The organism is Kocuria himachalensis (genome assembly GCF_054784195.1).
Map to the genome: position 1 here is coordinate 236667 of NZ_BAAGPL010000024.1, position 19286 is coordinate 255952.

At 73.4% G+C, this 19286-nt stretch carries 17 protein-coding genes and 1 pseudogene; 16 read left to right on the top strand and 2 right to left on the bottom strand.

The window, feature by feature from the left end:
* The first annotated feature begins 74 nt into the window (after positions 1–74).
* From efp to ACYVM4_RS17345, 16 genes and pseudogenes are all read left to right on the top strand, one after another.
* Positions 75–638 carry an elongation factor P gene (efp, locus tag ACYVM4_RS17270; protein WP_368820119.1) on the top strand — a complete coding sequence of 188 codons (564 nt, stop codon included), beginning with the start codon at positions 75–77 and terminating at the stop codon, positions 636–638.
* The gene (nusB, locus tag ACYVM4_RS17275; RefSeq protein ID WP_368820120.1) at positions 635–1045 is read left to right on the top strand and encodes a transcription antitermination factor NusB; all 411 of its coding nucleotides are present in this window, start codon (positions 635–637) and stop codon (positions 1043–1045) included. Before efp ends, nusB begins: the two co-directional genes overlap by 4 nt.
* Positions 1046–1345: 300 nt before the next feature.
* A complete protein-coding gene (pyrR, locus tag ACYVM4_RS17280; RefSeq protein WP_368820122.1) occupies positions 1346–1969 on the top strand; it encodes a bifunctional pyr operon transcriptional regulator/uracil phosphoribosyltransferase PyrR in 624 nt (207 codons plus the stop codon).
* Positions 1966–2973: an aspartate carbamoyltransferase catalytic subunit gene (locus ACYVM4_RS17285; protein ID WP_368820123.1), complete on the top strand. Its 1008-nt coding sequence runs from the start codon at positions 1966–1968 to the stop codon at positions 2971–2973. The genes pyrR and ACYVM4_RS17285 overlap by 4 nt, the downstream gene beginning before the upstream one ends.
* Positions 2970–4286 carry a dihydroorotase gene (locus tag ACYVM4_RS17290; RefSeq protein WP_460669327.1) on the top strand — a complete coding sequence of 439 codons (1317 nt, stop codon included), beginning with the start codon at positions 2970–2972 and terminating at the stop codon, positions 4284–4286. The genes ACYVM4_RS17285 and ACYVM4_RS17290 overlap by 4 nt, the downstream gene beginning before the upstream one ends.
* Positions 4287–4325: 39 nt before the next feature.
* Positions 4326–4829, top strand: a complete 504-nt coding sequence (locus ACYVM4_RS17295) for a PH-like domain-containing protein (RefSeq protein WP_368820125.1) — start codon at positions 4326–4328, stop codon at positions 4827–4829.
* A gap of 64 nt (positions 4830–4893) precedes the next feature.
* Positions 4894–6132: a glutamine-hydrolyzing carbamoyl-phosphate synthase small subunit gene (gene carA, locus ACYVM4_RS17300; RefSeq protein WP_460669328.1), complete on the top strand. Its 1239-nt coding sequence runs from the start codon at positions 4894–4896 to the stop codon at positions 6130–6132.
* 1 nt (position 6133) lies between these two features.
* Entirely contained in the window at positions 6134–9454 is a 3321-nt protein-coding gene (gene carB / locus ACYVM4_RS17305) for a carbamoyl-phosphate synthase large subunit (RefSeq protein ID WP_460669329.1), read from the top strand.
* A gap of 52 nt (positions 9455–9506) precedes the next feature.
* Positions 9507–10340, top strand: a complete 834-nt coding sequence (gene pyrF / locus ACYVM4_RS17310; protein WP_460669357.1) for an orotidine-5'-phosphate decarboxylase — start codon at positions 9507–9509, stop codon at positions 10338–10340.
* A 176-nt stretch (positions 10341–10516) separates the two neighbouring features.
* Positions 10517–10831: an integration host factor, actinobacterial type gene (mihF, locus tag ACYVM4_RS17315; protein ID WP_298585835.1), complete on the top strand. Its 315-nt coding sequence runs from the start codon at positions 10517–10519 to the stop codon at positions 10829–10831.
* 72 nt (positions 10832–10903) lie between these two features.
* On the top strand, positions 10904–11503 hold the full coding sequence (gene gmk, locus ACYVM4_RS17320; RefSeq protein WP_368820129.1) for a guanylate kinase: 600 nt from the start codon (positions 10904–10906) through the stop codon (positions 11501–11503).
* A gap of 29 nt (positions 11504–11532) precedes the next feature.
* Positions 11533–11787, top strand: a pseudogene (gene rpoZ / locus ACYVM4_RS17325) (DNA-directed RNA polymerase subunit omega); the annotation flags it as partial.
* Positions 11788–12124: 337 nt separating this feature from the next.
* Positions 12125–13351, top strand: a complete 1227-nt coding sequence (coaBC, locus tag ACYVM4_RS17330; RefSeq protein ID WP_368820130.1) for a bifunctional phosphopantothenoylcysteine decarboxylase/phosphopantothenate--cysteine ligase CoaBC — start codon at positions 12125–12127, stop codon at positions 13349–13351.
* Between the two features lie 108 nt (positions 13352–13459).
* Positions 13460–14665, top strand: coding sequence for a methionine adenosyltransferase (gene metK, locus ACYVM4_RS17335; protein ID WP_368820131.1), 1206 nt, complete (start codon positions 13460–13462; stop codon positions 14663–14665).
* 2 nt (positions 14666–14667) lie between these two features.
* Positions 14668–16782 carry a primosomal protein N' family DNA-binding protein gene (locus ACYVM4_RS17340; RefSeq protein ID WP_460669330.1) on the top strand — a complete coding sequence of 705 codons (2115 nt, stop codon included), beginning with the start codon at positions 14668–14670 and terminating at the stop codon, positions 16780–16782.
* 130 nt (positions 16783–16912) lie between these two features.
* Complete coding sequence (locus ACYVM4_RS17345; protein ID WP_368820133.1) at positions 16913–18394, top strand: glutamate--cysteine ligase; 1482 nt, start codon at positions 16913–16915, stop codon at positions 18392–18394.
* 110 nt (positions 18395–18504) lie between these two features.
* Here ACYVM4_RS17345 and ACYVM4_RS17350 read toward each other — a convergent pair whose 3' ends face one another.
* Entirely contained in the window at positions 18505–18816 is a 312-nt protein-coding gene (locus ACYVM4_RS17350) for a winged helix-turn-helix domain-containing protein (RefSeq protein ID WP_460669331.1), read from the bottom strand.
* On the bottom strand, positions 18813–19067 hold the full coding sequence (locus ACYVM4_RS17355) for a hypothetical protein (RefSeq protein ID WP_460669332.1): 255 nt from the start codon (positions 19065–19067) through the stop codon (positions 18813–18815). Before ACYVM4_RS17355 ends, ACYVM4_RS17350 begins: the two co-directional genes overlap by 4 nt.
* Positions 19068–19286: the final 219 nt, after the last annotated feature.

Here is a 19286-nt window from a genome sequence, read left to right on the forward strand (position 1 = left end):
TGTTCCGCGGCCCGGGACGACACCCCCCGACCGCGCCGACCTGCCGACTTCGCAGACAACCAGAGAGAGAACCTGTGGCTACCACCAACGACATCAAGAACGGCACCGTCCTGAAGCTGGAGGGCAACCTCTGGAACGTCATCGAGTTCCAGCACGTCAAGCCGGGCAAGGGCGGGGCGTTCGTGCGCACCAAGATGCGCAACATCACCTCCGGGAAGGTCGTCGACAAGACCTTCAACGCCGGCGCCAAGATCGAGACCGCCACGGTGGACCGCAGCGAGTACCAGTACCTGTACCAGGACGGCGCCGACTACGTCTTCATGGACAACAAAACCTACGACCAGATCACCGTCCCCGGCGAGGTCGTGGGCGACGCCGCCAACTTCATGCTCGAGAACCTCAACGCGACCATCGCGCTGCACGACGGCGCCCCGCTCTACATCGAGCTGCCCGCGTCCGTGGTCCTCGAGATCACCTACACCGAGCCGGGCCTGCAGGGCGACCGCTCCACCGGCGGCACCAAGCCCGCCACCGTGGAGACCGGCTACCAGATCCAGGTGCCGCTCTTCCTCGAGCAGGGCACCAAGGTCAAGGTCGACACCCGCACGGGTGACTACCTGGGCCGCGTCAACGAGTGAGCGCCCGGGGCAAGGCGCGCCGGCGCGCCGTGGAGATCCTCTTCGAGGCCGAGCAGCGCTCCGAGGACGCCCGCGAGGTCATGGAGCGGCGCCGGGTGCACAGCGACTCGCTCGTCTCCCCGTACGCCGAGGAGCTCGTGCTCGGGGTCACCATGCGCCGCGGTGAGCTCGACGAGTACCTCGAGACGTACTCCCAGGGCTGGACCCTCGAGCGGATGCCGGCCGTGGACCGCAACGTGCTGCGCGTGGGGGCCTGGGAGCTGCTGTTCAACGACGACGTCCCGGACGGGGTCGCCGTGGCCGAGGCCGTGAACCTCGCCAAGGAGCTCGCGGGGGACGACTCCCCACGCTTCGTCAACGGCCTGCTGGGCCGGCTGCAGCAGATGAAGCCGACCCTGCTGGGCTGAGCCGACCGCCGGACCCCTGAGCGCTGCCCGACCTCGACGGCGCCGGGAGGACCGGGGTCGTGCGGAGGGTCCTGGGCCGCCGTCACCGCCCGGGACCCCGGACGTCGTGCGCGTCGCCCCCGGCCCGGCCGCGGCCACCGCCGCGGGCGGGGCGGACCCCGCACCGTGCCTGGCCAGGACGGGGTCGCCGGACGAGACGGAGGTCACGTCCGGCCCGGGGCGGGAGGGCCGCTGTGCTAGCTTGGGGCGAGCAAGCAACCTTTAAGTCCGTCCTGTGAGGCGGGGAAGGAGGCGGCACCCATGACTGACGACACCACCACGGCCGGTCCCTCGACGGGACCCGCGGCCGCGCGCGTCATCCTCTCGGCAGCCGACATCGACCGCGCGCTGACGCGCATCGCCCACGAGATCCTCGAGGCCAACAAGGGCAGCTCGGACCTCGTCCTGCTCGGCATCCCGCGCCGCGGCTATCCGCTGGCCCAGCGGATCGCCGCCAAGATCGCCGCGACCGATCCCGGCTTCGACGCCGCCGCGAGCCTCGGCCAGCTCGACGTCACCATGTTCCGCGACGACCTGCGCAAGAACCCCGCCCGCGCCCCGCAGCCGACCCGCATCCCCGTGCAGGGCATCGACGGGCGCACCGTGGTCCTCGTCGACGACGTGCTGTACTCCGGGCGCACCGTGCGCGCCGCCCTCGACGCCCTCGTGGACGTCGGCCGCCCCCGCGTGGTCCGCCTCGCCGTCCTCGTGGACCGCGGCCACCGGGAGCTGCCCATCCGCGCCGACCACGTGGGCAAGAACCTGCCCACGTCCTCCCAGGAGAAGGTCCGGGTCCGCCTGGCCGAGACCGACCCCGAGCCGCGCGCGGACGAGAACGCCGACTGCGTGGTCATCGAGACCACCGCGCCCGGAGCCGGCGCATGAGGCACCTGCTGTCCACGAAGGACCTCTCCTACGACGCCGCCCTGACGGTCCTGGACACCGCGGACCAGATGGCCGCCGTGGGCCAGCGCTCCGTCAAGAAGCTCCCCGCCCTGCGGGGCCGCACCGTGGTCAACCTCTTCTTCGAGGACTCGACCCGCACCCGCATCTCCTTCGAGACGGCCGCCAAGCGCCTGTCCGCGGACGTCCTGAACTTCTCCGCCAAGGGCTCCTCGGTCTCCAAGGGCGAGTCCCTCAAGGACACCGCCCAGACCCTCGCCGCGATGAGCGCCGACGCCGTGGTGATCCGGCACTCGGCCTCCGGCTCCCCGCAGCAGCTCGCCGAGTCCGACTGGATCGACGCCGCCGTGGTCAACGCCGGCGACGGCACCCACGAGCACCCCACGCAGGCCCTGCTCGACGCCATGACCCTGCGCCAGCACCGCGCCCGCACCGAGGGCCGCGAGAGCACCCGCGGGCTCGACCTCGAGGGCCTGCACGTGGTGATCGTCGGCGACGTCCTGCACTCCCGGGTGGCCCGCTCCGACCTGTGGCTGTTCACCACCCTGGGCGCCCGGGTCACGTTCGTGGCCCCGCCCACGCTGCTGCCCGTCGGCATCGCGGACTGGCCGTGCCGGGTGGTCTTCTCCCTCGACGAGGCGCTCGACCCCGCCCCCGACGCCGTGATGATGCTGCGCGTGCAGCGGGAGCGGATGCACGCCGCGTTCTTCCCGACCGCCCAGGAGTACGCCCGGGAGTGGGGGCTGACCCCCGAGCGGGTCGCCGCCCTCGACGACGCCGGGGCGAGCACCGCGATCATGCACCCGGGACCCATGAACCGCGGCCTGGAGATCTCCTCGGCCGCCGCGGACTCCCCGCGCTCCACGGTCCTGGACCAGGTGCGCAACGGCGTCTCCGTGCGGATGTCGGTGCTCTACCTGCTGCTGTCCGGCGACGACCTCGACCCCACCTCCACCCCGCACCCCAGGAGCGCTGAACCCACGTGACCTCGTACCTCATCCAGGGCGCCCAGCTGCTCGGCGAGCAGACCGCCGACATCCTCGTCGAGGACGGCGTCATCCGGCGCATCGGCCCCGACCTCGCCGCGGCCGCGGGCGACGCCCAGGTCGTGGACGCCGCCGGGCTCGTGGCCCTGCCCGGGCTCGTGGACATCCACACCCACCTGCGCGAGCCGGGCCGGGAGGACGCCGAGACCGTCGAGACCGGCACCCGGGCGGCGGCGCTCGGCGGCTACACCGCGGTCTTCGCGATGGCCAACTCGGATCCCGTGGCGGACACGGCCGGTGTTGTGGAGCAGGTGCACGAGCTGGGCCGCTCCGCGGGCTGGGTCGAGGTCCGTCCCGTGGGCGCCGTGACCGTGGGCCTGAAGGGCGAGCGGCTGTCCGAGATCATGGCGATGGCCGAGTCCCGGGCCGGGGTGCGGATGTTCTCCGACGACGGCATGTGCGTGCACGACCCGGTGCTCATGCGCCGGGCGCTGGAGTACGTCAAGGGCTTCGACGGCGTCGTGGCCCAGCACGCCCAGGAGCCCCGGCTGACGGAGGGCGCCCAGATGAACGAGGGCTCCGTGTCCGCCGAGCTCGGGCTGACGGGCTGGCCCGCCGTCGCGGAGGAGGCCATCATCGCCCGCGACGTGCTGCTCGCCGAGCACGTCGGCTCCCGCGTGCACATCTGCCACCTCTCCACCAGGGGCTCCGTGGACATCGTCCGCTGGGCCAAGCAGCGCGGCATCGACGTCACCGCCGAGGCCACCCCGCACCACCTGCTGCTCACCGACGAGCGGGTCCGCAGTTTCGACCCCGTGTTCAAGGTCAACCCGCCGCTGCGCACGGACGAGGACGTGCACGCCCTGCGCGAGGCCGTGGCCGACGGCACCATCGACGTGATCGGCACCGACCACGCCCCGCACCCGGCCGAGGACAAGGAGTGCGAGTGGTCCTGCGCGGCCAACGGGATGACCGGGCTCGAGACCGCGCTGTCCGTGGTCCAGCTGAGCCTCGTCGACACCGGCCTCCTCACCTGGCGCGACGTCGCCCGGATCACCTCGGCGACCCCCGCCCGGATCGGGCGCCTCGCCGGCCAGGGCCGGCCGCTCGAGGAGGGCGAGCCCGCGAACATCACCCTGTGGGACCCGGCCGCGACCACCGTGGTGGACCCCGCCCGGCACGCGTCCAAGGGCCGCAACAGCCCCTACCGCGGCATGGAGCTGCCCGGCGCGGTCCGCGCCACCTTCTTCCGCGGCCACCCCACCGTCCTCGACGGAGCGCTCCACACCCCCGTCCCGACCTCTGCCGCCTGACCGCGCCGACCCCTTCCACCGCCCGGAGGCCCCCGTCCCATGGACCAGCTCACCACCGTGCTCGTCACGGTCCTCATCCTCGCCGTGCTCTTCGCCCTGCTCCGCCGGGGCTGGACCACGCGCGTGCGGCGCCAGTCCGGGATCGCCGCGCCGGCCGCGCCGCCCGCGGGGATCGAGGAGCGCGAGCCGCGGCTCGTCGTGCCGGGCATGTACGTGAGCACCACGGAGACCGGCGCCCCGCTCGAGCGGATCGCCGCCCACGGGCTCGGCGTCCGCGCCCGCGCGACGGTCCTGGTCCTCGACGACGGCGTGCTGATCGACCGGCAGGGCGCCCCGGCCCTGTTCGTCCCCGCCGCGGACGTCGTGGCCGTGGGCACCAGCTCCGGCATGGTCGGCAAGTTCGTGGAGAAGGACGGGCTCGCCGTGCTCACCTGGAAGCTGGGCCCCACCGTGGTGGACACCGGCTTCCGCACCCAGCGGGCCGAGGACAAGCAGCGCCTCCTCGCCGCCGTGGAGGCGATCGCCCCGGCACCGCACTCCTGACCCCCCGGCGGCGCCCCGCCGCCGCCCGCCTTCCCGACCCACAGACCTGAACGTGAGGACGACCTTGAGCTCGATCACCACTAACCCCGCCGTGCTCGTGCTGGAGGACGGCCGCGTCTTCCGCGGCCGCGCCTACGGCGCGCTCGGCACCGCCCTCGGCGAAGCCGTGTTCTCCACCGGCATGACCGGCTACCAGGAAACCATCACCGACCCGTCCTACGCCGGCCAGCTCGTCGTGCAGACCGCCCCGCACATCGGCAACACCGGCGTCAACGCCGCCGACGCCGAGTCCCGGCGGATCTGGGTGTCCGGCTACGTCGTGCGCGACGCCGCCCGCCGCCCGTCCAACTGGCGCTCCGAGGGGTCCCTCGACGAGCAGCTGGCCGCGCAGGGCGTCGTCGGCATCCAGGACGTCGACACCCGGGCCGTCACCCGCCACCTGCGGGACCGCGGCGCGATGCGCGGCGGGATCTTCTCCGGGGACGCCGCGCTGCGCCCCGACGCCGAGCTCGTGGCCGAGGTCGGCGCCGCCGAGCGGATGGAGGGGCGCCGGCTCGCCGAGACGGTCTCCGTGCCGGAGGCCTATGTCGTCGAGCCCGCCGAGCACGGCTGGACCGGCGAGGTGCTGCACGAGCTCGTGGCCGTGGACCTCGGCATCAAGTCGATGACGCCCCACCGCTTCGCCGAGCGCGGGGTGCGCGTGCACGTGGTGCCCGCCGACACCGGCTTCGAGCAGATCCGGGCCCTGGCCCCGCGCGGGGTGTTCTTCTCCAACGGCCCCGGCGACCCCGCCACCGCCGAGCGGCAGGTCGAGACGCTGCGGGAGGTGCTGCGCGCCGGCATCCCGTTCTTCGGCATCTGCTTCGGCAACCAGCTGCTGGGCCGAGCCCTGGGCTTCGGCACCTACAAGCTCGTCTTCGGCCACCGGGGGATCAACCAGCCGGTGCTCGACCGCCGGACCGGGCGCGTGGAGATCACCGCCCACAACCACGGCTTCGCCGTCGACGCGCCGCTGGACGGCCCGGTCGGGGCGCCCCTGGGCGAGTTCGGCCGCGTCGAGGTCAGCCACGTGTGCCTCAACGACGACGTGGTGGAGGGCCTCAACTGCCTCGACCTGCCCGCGTTCTCGGTGCAGTACCACCCGGAGGCCGCCGCCGGCCCGCACGACGCCTCCTACCTCTTCGGCCGGTTCATCGAGCTGATGGACAGCCACCGGGACGGCCGCGCCGACCCGACCATCGACAACGCCGTCCCCGGCGGCGCCCAGGGCGCGCAGGACGCACAGGAAGAAGGGCAGAACTGACATGCCGCGCAGGACAGATCTCACCAGCGTTCTGGTCATCGGCTCCGGGCCTATCGTCATCGGACAGGCCGCGGAGTTCGACTACTCGGGCACGCAGGCCCTCCGGGTGCTCAAGGAGGAGGGCCTGCGGGTCATCCTCGTGAACTCCAACCCGGCGACCATCATGACCGACCCCGAGTTCGCCGACGCGACCTACGTGGAGCCCATCACCCCCGAGGTGGTGGAGAAGATCATCGCCAAGGAGCGGCCCGACGCCCTGCTGCCGACCCTGGGCGGGCAGACCGCGCTCAACACGGCGATCGCCCTCGACGCCAACGGCGTGCTCGAGAAGTACGGGGTCGAGCTGATCGGCGCCAACGTCGAGGCCATCAACCTCGGCGAGGACCGCGAGAAGTTCAAGGGCGTGGTGGAGCGCTGCGGCGCCGAGTCCGCCCGGTCCGTCGTCGTGCACTCCATGCCGGAGGCCCTGGCCGCCGCCGAGGAGCTGGGCTACCCCATGGTGGTGCGCCCGTCCTTCACGATGGGCGGCCTGGGCTCGGGCATGGCCTACGACGAGGAGGACCTGCACCGCATCGCCGGCGCCGGCATCCAGTACAGCCCCACCTCCGAGGTGCTCCTCGAGGAGTCCATCCTCGGCTGGAAGGAGTACGAGCTGGAGATGATGCGCGACAAGCACGACAACGTCGTGGTCGTGTGCTCCATCGAGAACTTCGACCCCGTGGGCGTGCACACCGGGGACTCGATCACCGTGGCCCCGGCCATGACGCTGACCGACCGCGAGTACCAGAACCTGCGGGACATCGCGATCGCCGTGATCCGCGAGGTCGGCGTCGACACCGGCGGGTGCAACATCCAGTTCGCGATCGAGCCGGACACCGGCCGCGTCGTCGTCATCGAGATGAACCCGCGCGTCTCCCGCTCATCGGCCCTCGCTTCGAAGGCCACCGGCTTCCCGATCGCCAAGATCGCCACGAAGCTGTCGCTGGGCTACACGCTCGACGAGATCCCCAACGACATCACCCGCAAGACCCCCGCGTCCTTCGAGCCGACGCTGGACTACGTGGTCGTGAAGATCCCGCGCTTCGCGTTCGAGAAGTTCCCGGCCGCGGACCCCACGCTGACCACCACCATGAAGTCCGTCGGCGAGGCCATGGCGATCGGGCGCAACTTCACCGAGGCGCTGCAGAAGGCCATGCGCTCCCTCGAGCAGAAGGGCTCCAGCTTCTCCTTCGTGCGCCCCGAGCTCGACGACGACGCCCTCGCGCGCCTGGTCGACGCCACCCGCACGCCCACCACGGAGCGGATCCAGCAGGTCCAGCAGGCCCTGCTCGCCGGCGCGTCCGTGGAGCGGCTGTACGAGGCCACGGGCATCGACCCCTGGTTCCTCGACCAGCTGGTGCTGCTCAACGAGGTCGCGGACGTCGTGCGCCAGGACGCCGACCTCACGGTCCGCACCCTGCGCCTGGCCAAGCGGCACGGCTTCTCCGACGCGCAGATCGGCGAGCTCGCCCACCTGCCCGAGGACGTGGTGCGCGGCGTGCGCCACGCGCTGGGCCTCCGTCCCGTGTTCAAGACCGTCGACACGTGCGCGGCGGAGTTCGAGGCGTTCACCCCGTACCACTACTCCTCCTACGACGAGGAGAGCGAGGTCGGCCGGCACGAGCGCCCCTCGATCATGATCCTCGGCTCGGGGCCCAACCGGATCGGGCAGGGCATCGAGTTCGACTACTCGTGCGTGCACGCGTCCATGGTGCTGCGCGAGGCCGGGCACGAGACCGTCATGGTCAACTGCAACCCGGAGACCGTCTCCACCGACTACGACGTCTCCACGCGGCTGTACTTCGAACCCCTGACCTTCGAGGACGTCATGGAGGTCGTCGAGGTCGAGCGGCGCACCGGCGGGCTGCTCGGCGTGTTCGTGCAGCTGGGCGGGCAGACCCCGCTCAAGCTCGCCGCGCAGCTCAAGGCCGCCGGCGTGCCGATCCTCGGCACCACCCCCGAGGCCATCGACCTCGCCGAGGACCGGGGGGAGTTCGCCCGCGTGCTCGCCGAGGCCGGGCTGCGCCAGCCGAAGAACGGCACGGCGTCCACCTTCCAAGACGCCAAGCGGATCGCGGACGACATCGGCTACCCGGTGCTCGTGCGCCCCTCGTACGTGCTCGGCGGCCGCGGCATGGAGATCGTCTACGACGAGCCGTCCCTGGCCCGCTACCTGCAGAACGCCACCGAGGTCTCCGCCTCCCGGCCCGCGCTGATCGACAAGTTCCTCGAGGACGCCATCGAGATCGACGTGGACGCCCTCTACGACGGGACGGACCTCTACGTGGGCGGGGTCATGGAGCACCTCGAGGAGGCCGGCATCCACTCCGGGGACTCCGCGTGCACCCTGCCCTCCATCACCCTCGGCCCGGACGTGGTCGAGCGCGTGCGCGAGGCCACCCTGGCCATCGCCCGCGGCGTGGGCGTGTGCGGGCTCATCAACATCCAGTTCGCCGTGGCCTCCGACATCCTCTACGTCATCGAGGCCAACCCGCGGGCCTCCCGCACCGTGCCGTTCGTCTCCAAGGCCACGGGCGTGCAGCTGGCCAAGGCCGCCGCCCTGATCGGCACCGGCACGACCATCGCCCAGCTGCGGGCCCAGGGCCACCTGCCCCAGCGGATCGACGGGTCCACGCTGCCCGCCTCGGCCCCCGTGGCCGTGAAGGAGGCCGTCCTGCCCTTCGCGCGGTTCCGCACCGCCGAGGGCGCCGTGGTCGACTCCCTGCTCGGCCCGGAGATGCGCTCCACCGGCGAGGTCATGGGCCTGGACAAGTACTTCGACACCGCCTTCGCCAAGGCCCAGGCCGCGGCGAACGTCTCCCTGCCCACCTCCGGGCGGATGTTCGTCTCGGTGGCCAACAAGGACAAGCGCTCCTCGATCGCCTACGTGCGGATGTTCCGCGACCTCGGCTTCGAGATCCTCGCCACCGGCGGCACCGCCGACGTCCTGCGCCGCAACGGCATCGAGTCCACCGTGGTCCGCAAGATCCGCGAGACGGCCCCCGGCGAGCGAACCATCGTGGACCTCATCGCCGACGGGGAGATCGACCTGATCTTCAACACCCCGGCCGGCGGTGCCGCCCGCGGCGACGGCTACGAGATCCGTGCCGCGGCCACCAGCGTGGGGGTGCCCCTGATGACCACGGTCTCCGTGCTGGGCGCCGCCCTGCAGGCCGTGACCGCGCTGCGCGCCTACTCGTGGGACGTGACGAGCCTGCAGGAGCACGAGCAGCGCCTCGAGCTCCTGCTGCGCGCCGACGAGCCCGAGGCCGTGCGTGCCTGAGGTCCCCGCCCCGGTGCCCCCCGCACCCTTCGGCGCGCGGCTGGGCGCGGCGATGGACGAGCACGGGCCGCTGTGCGTGGGCGTCGACCCGCACCCGGTCTTGCTGGACGCGTGGGGCCTGCCCCGCTCCGCGGAGGGCCTGCGCCGGTTCACGCTGACGGTCCTGGAGGCGGCCGCCGGGCACGCCGCCGCGCTCAAGCCCCAGGTGGCGCTGTACGAGCCCTACGGCGCGGCCGGCTTCGCCGTGCTCGAGGAGCTGCTCGCGCAGTCCCGGTCGGCGGGCCTGCTGACGGTCGCCGACGCCAAGCGCGGCGACATCGGCTCCACGATGGAGGCCTACGCGGCCGCGTGGCTGGGGGAGGGGTCCCCGCTCGCGGCGGACGCGGTGACCCTGAGCCCCTACCTCGGCTTCGAGTCGTTGCGCCCGGCCCTCGACCTGGCGGCCCGCACCGGCCGCGGCACGTTCGTGCTGGCGCTCACCTCCAACCCCGAGGGCCGCTCCGTCCAGCACGTCGGGGGCCGGGAGTCGGTGGCGGGCTCCGTGTGCGCCGCGGCGGCCACCGAGAACACCCGGTTCTCCCCGGCCGCGGGCGGGTCCGCAGCCCGGGCCGGCCTGGGCTCCTGCGGGCTCGTGGTGGGCGCCACGGTCGGGAACGCGCTGACCGAGCTCGGCATCGACCTGACGGGGGTGCGCGGCCCGCTGCTCGCCCCCGGCTACGGCGCACAGGGCGCCCGCGCCGAGGAGCTCCCGGCCGTGTTCGGCGCCGCGGCCGGCCAGGTGCTCGCGGCCTCGAGCCGGGCGATCCTGCGCCGGGGGCCGGACGTGTCCGCGCTGCGGGAGGCCGTCCGCCGCTCCGCCGGGGAGCTGGCGGACGCGCTGGGCTGAGTTCCGGGCGCGTCCGCGCGCACGCTCCCGCCGGTGGTCCGGCGACGACACGCCTGGTCACGCCACGGTCGTGTCGCCTCGCGAAGCATCGATCTTCATGTAGTTTCTTTAGCAAACGGGCTGTCCGTCCTCTCGCGGGACGGGGGCTGCAGTCCGTGGCGACGAGGAGGAACCACATGGCACTGCGTCCGTTGACCGACGAGGAGCGAGCCGCCGCGAGGGAGAAGGCCACCCGGGCACGGACGGCGCGCGCCGACGTGAAGAAGGGGCTGCGCGAGCGCCGCATGACGGTCGCCGAGATCCTGGACCGGGCGGACCGGGACGAGGCCGTGAGCCGGCTGAAGGTCTCGGACCTGCTCGAGGCCACCCCCGGCATCGGCAAGGTCCGCTCCGCGGCCATCATGGACGAGATCGGCATCGCCCGCACCCGGCGGCTGCGCGGGCTCGGCGTGCACCAGCGCAAGGCGCTCATCGAGCACCTCGACCGCTGACGCCCGCGGGCGGGGCGCGAGGGGCCCGGGCACGATCCGCTAGATTGGGGGAAACACCCCAGTCCCAGGAGGATGCCCGTGAGCCCCGACGCGCCCCGCGCCGCGCGCCCGTCCCTGACCGTGCTCGCCGGACCCACCGCCGTGGGCAAGGGCACGGTCTCGACCTACGTCCGGGACCACTACCCGCAGGTGTGGCTGTCCGTGTCCGCGACCACCCGCGACCCCCGCCCCGGGGAGATCGACGGCACCCACTACTTCTTCGTCTCCGACGAGGAGTTCGACGCCATGGCCCGCGACGGCCAGCTGCTCGAGTGGGCCGTGGTGCACAACTCGCACCGCTACGGCACGCTGCGCTCCACCGTGGAGCGGGCCCTCGAGCGCGGGCGCAGCGTGCTGCTCGAGATCGACCTGCAGGGCGCCCGCCAGATCCGCAACACCATGCCCGAGGCCAACTTCGTGTTCCTCGCCCCGCCCAGCTGGGACGAGATGGTCGCCCGGCTCGTCGGCCGGGGCACCGAGACGGCGGCCGAACAGCGGGTCCGGCTGGAAACCGCTAAACTGGAGCTCGCGGCCGAGCCGGAGTTCGACCACACCGTGATCAACGACCGGGTCGAGCGCGCCGCCGCCGAACTCGTGCAGCTCATGGGGGTCGACCCCGAGCAGGCATCCTGAGACCCGTCCACCCCGTCTGGAGCAATCGCTTGTCTACCCACACCGAAGGCATCATCAACCCGCCGATCGACGCCCTGCTGAAGAAGTCCGACTCCAAGTACGGGCTCGTGATCTTCGGCGCCCGGCGGGCCCGGCAGATCAATGCCTACTACTCGCAGCTGCACGAGGGCCTGTTCGAGTACGTCGGGCCCCTCGTGGACACCCAGCTCAACGAGAAGCCGCTGTCGATCTCCTTCCGTGAGATCGACGAGGGCCTCATCGAGGGTCGCCCGGTCGAGCACGCCGGGTTCGCCGAGAACGGCCAGCTCACCACGGAGGCCGACCTCGCCGCCGACGTCTTCGGCGCCGACTTCTTCGCCCAGGGCACCGAGGAGAGCGCCGTGGACTTCTCCGCGGACGCCGCCTTCTCCGGCGGCACCTCGGTGGACTTCTCCTCGGGCGCCGAGAGCCCGGCCGAGCCGCTGGGCGACCTGCCCGGCAGCGGCGCGGCCATCGCCGCCGACAACGCCTCCGACGGCGCCGGCGACGCCGCGGACGCCGCTCCGGAGGAGCCGGGGCGGGAGCCCGGGGACCTCCAGGACCTGTGAGCCGAACGGCAGCCCTGCCGCGGGGCGCGGGGACATGAGGATCGTCCTCGGCATCGGCGGGGGCATCGCCGCGTACAAGGCGGCGCTGCTCCTGCGCCTGTTCACCGAGAGCGGCCACACGGTGGTGCCCGTGCCCACCGAGGCCGCGCTGCGCTTCGTGGGCGCCCCCACCTGGGAGGCGCTCTCGGGCCAGCGGGTCAGCACGGACGTCTTCGACCGGGTGGACGAGGTCAACCACGTCCACCAGGGCCAGGCCGCCGACCTCGTCGTCGTCGCCCCGGCGACCGCCGACCTGCTCGCGCGCGCCGCCCACGGCCACGCCGACGACCTGCTGACCACCACGCTGCTCGCCACGCGCGCCCCGGTGCTGTTCGCCCCGGCGATGCACACCGAGATGTGGCTCAACCCGGCCGTCCAGGCCAACGTCGCGACGCTGCGCGCCCACGGGCACACCGTGCTCGAGCCCGCCGACGGCCGGCTCACCGGCCCCGACTCGGGCCCCGGCCGGCTCCCCGAGCCGGAGGCCGTCCGCGACGCCGCGCTGCGCCTGGCCGGACGCGATGACGCCCCCGACGGCCCGCTGGCCGGCACCCGGGTGCTCGTGAGCGCGGGCGGCACCCGCGAGCCGCTCGACCCCGTCCGGTTCCTCGGCAACCGCTCCTCCGGCAAGCAGGGCGTGGCGATCGCCGCCGCCGCCCGGGACGCCGGCGCCGCGGTGACCCTCGTGGCCGCCCACCTGGAGACCCCGGTGCCCGCCGGCGTCGAGGTCGTGCACGCCGGCACCGCCGAGCAGCTGCGCCGGGCCTGCGTGCGCGCCGCCGCGCGGGCCGACGTCGTGGTCATGGCCGCCGCGGTGGCCGACTACCGCCCGGCCCGGATCGCCGACGCCAAGATGAAGAAGGCCGAGGACGGCACCAACCCCGTGCTCGAGCTGGTGCGCAACCCGGACGTCCTCAAGGAGCTCGTGGACCTGCGCAACACGGCCCGGCGCCGTCAGCTCCTGGTCGGCTTCGCCGCCGAGACCGGTGACGCCGAGACCGACCCGCTGACCTTCGGGCGCCGGAAGCTCGTGCGCAAGGGCTGCGACCTGCTGGCCGTGAACCACGTGGGCGAGAACCTCGTGTTCGGCCAGGACACCACCGTCCTGACCGTGCTCAGCGCCGTCGGCGCCCCCGAGCAGGTGCTGGAGGGCTCCAAGACGGACGTGGCCCGCGGGCTCGTGGCGCGGATCGCGCAGGAACTGGCCGGCGTCCGCGCCTGAGCCGGCGTCCGGCGCTGTGCCCGGGCCCGGTACCGGCGCTCCCGGTGCCGTCGGGCGCGGACCGGGGCGGCGCTGCGCCGTCCGGGGCGCCCGGTAGTGTGGTCTCCCGTGAGCGAGACGACCCAGCACCTGAGACTGTTCACCTCCGAGTCCGTCACGGAGGGACACCCCGACAAGATCTGCGACCAGATCAGCGACTCCATCCTGGACGACCTCCTGCGCCAGGACCCCGAGTCCTCCGTGGCGGTCGAGACCATGGTCACCACGGGGCTGGTGCACGTCGCCGGTGAGGTGAAGACCCGCGGCTACGTGGAGATCCCCAACGTGGTGCGCAAGACGCTGCTCGACATCGGCTACAACTCCTCGGTGCACGGCTTCGACGGCGAGTTCTGCGGGGTGTCCATCAGCGTGGGGGAGCAGTCCCCGGAGATCTACGAGGGCGTGTTCCAGTCCCTCGAGGTCCGCGAGGGCACCGCCCGCGACGCCCGCGACGCCCAGGGAGCCGGGGACCAGGGCATCATGTTCGGCTACGCGACCAACGAGACCGAGGTGCTGATGCCGGCGCCGATCTTCATCGCCCACCGTCTCTCCGAGCAGCTCACCCGCGTGCGCAAGACCGCCGTGCTGCCCGGTCTGCGCCCCGACGGCAAGACCCAGGTCACCCTCGGCTACGACGGCGACCGCCCGGTGGCCGTGGACACCGTGGTGGTCTCCTCCCAGCACGTCGAGGGCTACGACCTCGACCAGCTCGCCTCCGACCTGCGGCAGAGCGTGATCACCCCCGTGCTCGAGGAGTCCGGGCTGGACCTGTCCGGCACCCAGGTCATCATCAACCCGGCCGGCAACTTCGTCCGGGGCGGGCCCGTGGGGGACGCGGGCCTGACCGGCCGCAAGATCATCGTGGACACCTACGGCGGCATGGCCCGCCACGGCGGGGGCGCGTTCTCCGGCAAGGACCCCTCGAAGGTCGACCGCTCGGCCGCCTACGCGATGCGCTGGGTGGCCAAGAACGTGGTGGCGGCCGGCCTGGCCGACCGCGTGGAGGTCCAGGTCGCCTACGCGATCGGGCGCGCCGCCCCCGTCGGTCTCTACGTCGAGACCTTCGGCACCGAGAAGGTCGATCCTGCCCGGATCGAGCACGCCATCCGCGAGGTCTTCGACCTGCGGCCGCTGGCCATCATCGAGGACCTCGACCTCAAGCGCCCCATCTACGCGCGCACCGCCGCGCACGGGCACTTCGGCCGCTCCGAGCCCGAGTTCACCTGGGAGCGCACCGACCGCGTCGCGGACCTGCGGTCGGCCGCCGGGGTCTGAGCGTGGACCCGGAGGACGCCGGGGCCGCCGCGGAGGGCCCGCGGCAGCTGTCGCTCCTCTCGGGCTTCCCGCCCCGGCCGCCGCGCGACGACGCGAAGGGCGTGGGCGCCGTGCTGCCCGCCGCGCAGGACCCCGTGGCCCGGGTGCTGCTGGACACCCACGTCCCGCACCTCGACCGCCCGTTCGACTACCTGGTGCCGGCCGAGATGGCCGGGGCGGCGGTGCCGGGCGCCCGCGTCAAGGTCGGCTTCGGCGGCCAGGAGCTGACGGGCTACGTGCTCGAGCGCACCGCCGACTCGGAGGTCATGCACCGGATCCAGCCCCTGCGCCGGGTCATGTCCCCGCTGCCGGTGCTCGCCCCGGAGATCGCGCGGCTGGCCGAGGACGTCGCCGCCCGCTCGGCCGGCACGGCCGCGGACGTCGTCCGGGTGGCCGTCCCACCCCGCGTCGCCCGCGTCGAGAAGGAGGTGGAGCAGCGGCTGGCCGAGGCGCCGGGCCACTCCACCGGGCTGTCCCCGCACGCCCCGGGTCCCTCCCACGACGCCGCGCTGGCGGACTACGCCGGCGGCCCGGCGTTCCTGGCGGAGCTGGCGGCGGGAGCCTCGCCGCGGGCCGTCGTCGAGGTGCTGCCGGCCCACCCCGCCCACGACTGGACGGACGTCCTGGCCGCCGCGATCGGCGCGGCGTGGCGGGCCGGGCGCGGGGCGGTCGCCGTCGTCGCGGACCAGAAGGCGCTGGCGCGGCTCGAGCGCTCGGTCGCGGACGAGATCGGCGGGGAGCACCTCGTGCGCCTGCACGCCGAGGACGGCCCCACGCCCCGCTACCGGGCGTTCCTCGCCGCCGCCACCGGTCAGGTGCGGGTGGTGCTGGGCACCCGCTCCGCCGCGTACGCCCCCGTGGACGACCTCGGCCTCGTGGCCTGCTTCGACGACGGCGACGAGAACCTCGTGGAGCAGCGCGCCCCCTACCAGCACGTCCGGGACGTGTTGCTCCTGCGCGCCGGGCGCAGCGGGTGCGCGGCCCTGTTCGCCGGTCACGCCGTCAGCCCCGAGACCCAGCGGCTCGTCGTGTCCAGGTGGGCCCGCCGGATCGCGCCCGCGCGGGACGTGCTGCGCGTCCACACGCCCCGGATCGTCTCCACCGCCGACTCCTTCCACGCCGCCCGGGACCCGCTGGCCTCCCGGGCCCGGCTGCCGGAGACCGCCTACCGCGCCGCCCGCGAGGCCCTCGAGCGGGGCCCCGTCCTGGTCCAGGTCGCCCGCGCCGGCTACGCCCCGCACCTCGCGTGCGAGCGCTGCCGCGAGCCCGCCCGCTGCACCGCCTGCGACGGGCCCCTCGGGGTCGTGTCCCGGCGCGGGGTGCCCCGGTGCGGGTGGTGCGGCCGCTCGGCGCACAACTGGTCCTGCGCCGCGTGCGGGTCCCCGCGGATGCGCCTGGTCACCGTCGGGGCGCTGCGCACCGCCGAGGAGCTCGGGAGGGCGTTCCCGAAGGTGCCGGTCGTGGCGTCCTCGGGCGACGCGGTGCGCGTGGAGGTCCCCGGCACGCCCGCCCTCGTCGTGGCCACCCCGGGCGCCGAGCCAGTGGCGGAGGGCGGCTACGCGGCGGCCCTGCTGCTGGACGGCAACCAGATGCTCATGCGCCCCGCCCTGCGCGCCGCGGAGCAGACGCTGCGCCGGTGGTTCAACGCGGCCGCGCTGGTGCGCCGGGCGCGGGACGGCGGGATCGTCGTGGTCACGGCGGAGCACGAGGCCGCCGTGGGCGCGCTCGTGCGGTGGGACCCGGCCGGGTACGCCGAGCGCGAGCTCGTGGAGCGCCAGTCCCTGGGCCTGCCCCCGGCCGTGCGCTCGGCGGCCGTGACGGGCCCGGCCGCGGCGGTCGCCGCGTTCCTGGCCGACCTCGAGCTGCCGCCCGCCGTGCGTGTCATCGGGCCAACGCCCCTGGAGAACCACGAACCCGGACCGGAGGGGGAGCCGGCGCCGCACCGGGCGCTGCTGTTCTTCGGCTACGGCGTGGCCGGCGAGGTCACCCGGCGCCTGCGGGCCACACGGTCGAAGGCCTCCGCGCTGCGCAAGCACCCCCCGGTGCACGTGCGCTGCGACGTCACCGACCTGCTCTGAGGGCGGCACCGGCCGGGGCCGCTCCACGGACGGCGGCCCGCCCGGTGCGGGGCCGGGTGTTGGCGCACGGGCCGCGGTGTGGTTGGTTGGTGTCCTGGGGCCGCGCCGCGGCCGGGAGTCGAAGGCCGACGTGGGCGAAGAGGTCAGTTCCCGCAGCTACACGCGCGAGCAGCGCCAGCGGTACCGGGAGAAGGTCCGCGAGAACCTGGACGTGTTCGAGCAGATGCTCGCCCGCGCCTCGTTCGATTTCGAACGGCCCATGACGGGCCTGGAGATCGAGCTCAACCTCGTCGACGGGCAGTTCGACCCGCACTTCCACAACGACGAGGTCCTCGCCGCGATCGCCGATCCCGGGTACCAGACCGAGCTGGCGCGCTACAACATCGAGCTCAACGTCCCCCCGCGCCCGCTGCCCGGGCGGGCCGCCCTCGACCTCGAGGAGGACCTGCGCGCTTCGCTCAACGCCGCGGACGCCGCGGCCCGCGGGGTCGGCTCGCGGATCGTGACGATCGGCATCCTGCCCACCCTGCGGCCCGAGCACTACGAGCAGGAGTGGATCAGCGACAACAACCGCTACACGGCGCTCAACGACTCCATCTTCGTGGCCCGCGGCGAGGACATCCGCCTCGAGATCGAGGGGCCCGGCGGCGAGCGGATCGACACCTGGTGCGACTCGATCGCCCCCGAGTCCGCGTGCACCAGCGTCCAGCTGCACCTGCAGGTCGCCCCCGCGCAGTTCGCCGCGCATTGGAACGCCGCCCAGGCGCTGGCCGCCCCACAGATCGCCCTCGGCGCGAACAGCCCGTTCTTCTACGGCCGGCGGCTGCACGCCGAGACCCGGATCGCGCTGTTCGCCCAGGCAACGGACACCCGCCCGATCGAGCTGAAGAACCAGGGGGTGCGCCCGAGGGTGTTCTTCGGCGAGCGCTGGATCACCTCGATCTTCGACCTGTTCGAGGAGAACGTCCGCTGGTTCCCGGCGCTGCTGGCCGAGTGCTCCGAGGAGGACCCGGCCGCGAAGCTGCGGGCCGGGCTCGCGCCGGACCTCTCGGAGCTGCGGCTGCACAACGGGACGGTCTACCGCTGGAACCGGCCGATCTACGACGTCGTCGGCGGCCGTCCGCACCTGCGGGTGGAGAACCGGGTGCTGCCCGCGGGCCCGACGATCACCGACGTGATGGCCAACGCCGCGTTCTACTACGGCGCCGCGCGCGTGCTGGCCCGGCAGGAGCGGCCGGTGTGGACGCGGATGAGCTTCCCGGCCTGCGCCGAGAACTTCGCCCGCGCCGCTCGTGACGGCATCGACGCCCGGTTCTACTGGCCCGGTTTCGGGGAGGTCAGCGCCGACGAGCTCGTGCTGCGCCACCTCCTCCCGCTGGCCCACCAGGGCCTTGAGGAGTGGGGGGTCGCCCCGGAGGTGCGCGAGCGCTACCTGGGGATCATCGAGGGCCGGTGCGTCTCCGGGGTCAACGGCGCGGTGTGGCAGACGCGGGCCGTGGAGCACTTCGAGCGCCACGGCGCCGACCGGCCCACCGCCCTGCGCCGGATGCTGGAGGCCTACGCCGAGCACATGGACGACAACGAGCCGGTGCACACCTGGTCGGTCCCGTAGACGCTCCGAAGGTCCACGCTGTCAGCGGACGAGGAGCCTCGCTCGCATGGTCGCGTGATGTGGGATCGGCCCCTCTGCATGACGCTGCCTCTGAGGGGTGTGCGGTGCTGCTAGTGGCCTTCGGCGATGGAGCGGAGGGCGTGAAGGTGGCGGGTGTAGGCGGTGCGCCCGGCGGGGGTGAGGGAGAGCCAGGTGCGGGGGCGTTTGCCGACGTGACCCTTGTGGATCTTCACGTAGCCGGCGTTCTCCAGTTGGGTCGCCTGTTTGGAGAGCGCCGAGTCGGAGATCTCCACGGTGTCGCGCACGTGGGCGAATTCTGTCTCGTCGACCTGGGCCAGGGTGGCGACGATGCTCAGGCGCACCGGCGCGTGGATGAGTTCGTCCAGGCGGTGCCGGGCGTGCTGTCCTCCGCCGGTGCTCACTGCGACCCCCAGCGGATCACGGCCGCGGCGAGCAGGGCGGGAACGGCGGCGACGGCGAACACTGCGGTGCCCACGGAGTGGCTGACCCGGTCGGCCAGGACGTTCTGCGCAGCCATGTAGAGGGCCGTGACCACCCCGGACACCGCCGTTGCCCCGGCGTGCACCGCGCGGTCACGGGAGGTGTCCAGGGTGCGCGCCCGGATGGTGGCCGGCTGCTCGCGTGCTTGTTCGGGGGTGAGGTGATGGCTCATGGGGTCCTTCGAGGGGGATGCGGCGATGACACCATCACAGCAAGTAATTTCCAGAACGACAAGTACTTGCTGTGCGTCAAGGACGCGAGTCGAGCCGGCGCGCCTCTCAAGCCATGGGTGGGGAGGCGTTCTGGTGGTGAGGCACTTTCCGCCCTCCACGGACGGACCGCTCGGCGATGGGAGCAGGAATGTCCCGTCCTGACACGGCAGGAAGCACCA

Excerpts from the sequence above, each read along its gene's own strand:
- pyrR (WP_368820122.1), top strand. The coding sequence starts at position 1,346 with ATGACTGACGACACCACCACGGCCGGTCCCTCGACGGGACCCGCGGCC.
- ACYVM4_RS17285 (WP_368820123.1), top strand. The coding sequence starts at position 1,966 with ATGAGGCACCTGCTGTCCACGAAGGACCTCTCCTACGACGCCGCCCTG.
- ACYVM4_RS17295 (WP_368820125.1), top strand. The coding sequence starts at position 4,326 with ATGGACCAGCTCACCACCGTGCTCGTCACGGTCCTCATCCTCGCCGTG.
- carB (WP_460669329.1), top strand. The coding sequence starts at position 6,134 with ATGCCGCGCAGGACAGATCTCACCAGCGTTCTGGTCATCGGCTCCGGG.
- pyrF (WP_460669357.1), top strand. The coding sequence starts at position 9,507 with ATGGACGAGCACGGGCCGCTGTGCGTGGGCGTCGACCCGCACCCGGTC.
- mihF (WP_298585835.1), top strand. The coding sequence starts at position 10,517 with ATGGCACTGCGTCCGTTGACCGACGAGGAGCGAGCCGCCGCGAGGGAG.
- gmk (WP_368820129.1), top strand. The coding sequence starts at position 10,904 with ATGCCCGTGAGCCCCGACGCGCCCCGCGCCGCGCGCCCGTCCCTGACC.
- coaBC (WP_368820130.1), top strand. The coding sequence starts at position 12,125 with ATGAGGATCGTCCTCGGCATCGGCGGGGGCATCGCCGCGTACAAGGCG.
- ACYVM4_RS17355 (WP_460669332.1), bottom strand. The coding sequence starts at position 19,067 with ATGAGCCATCACCTCACCCCCGAACAAGCACGCGAGCAGCCGGCCACC.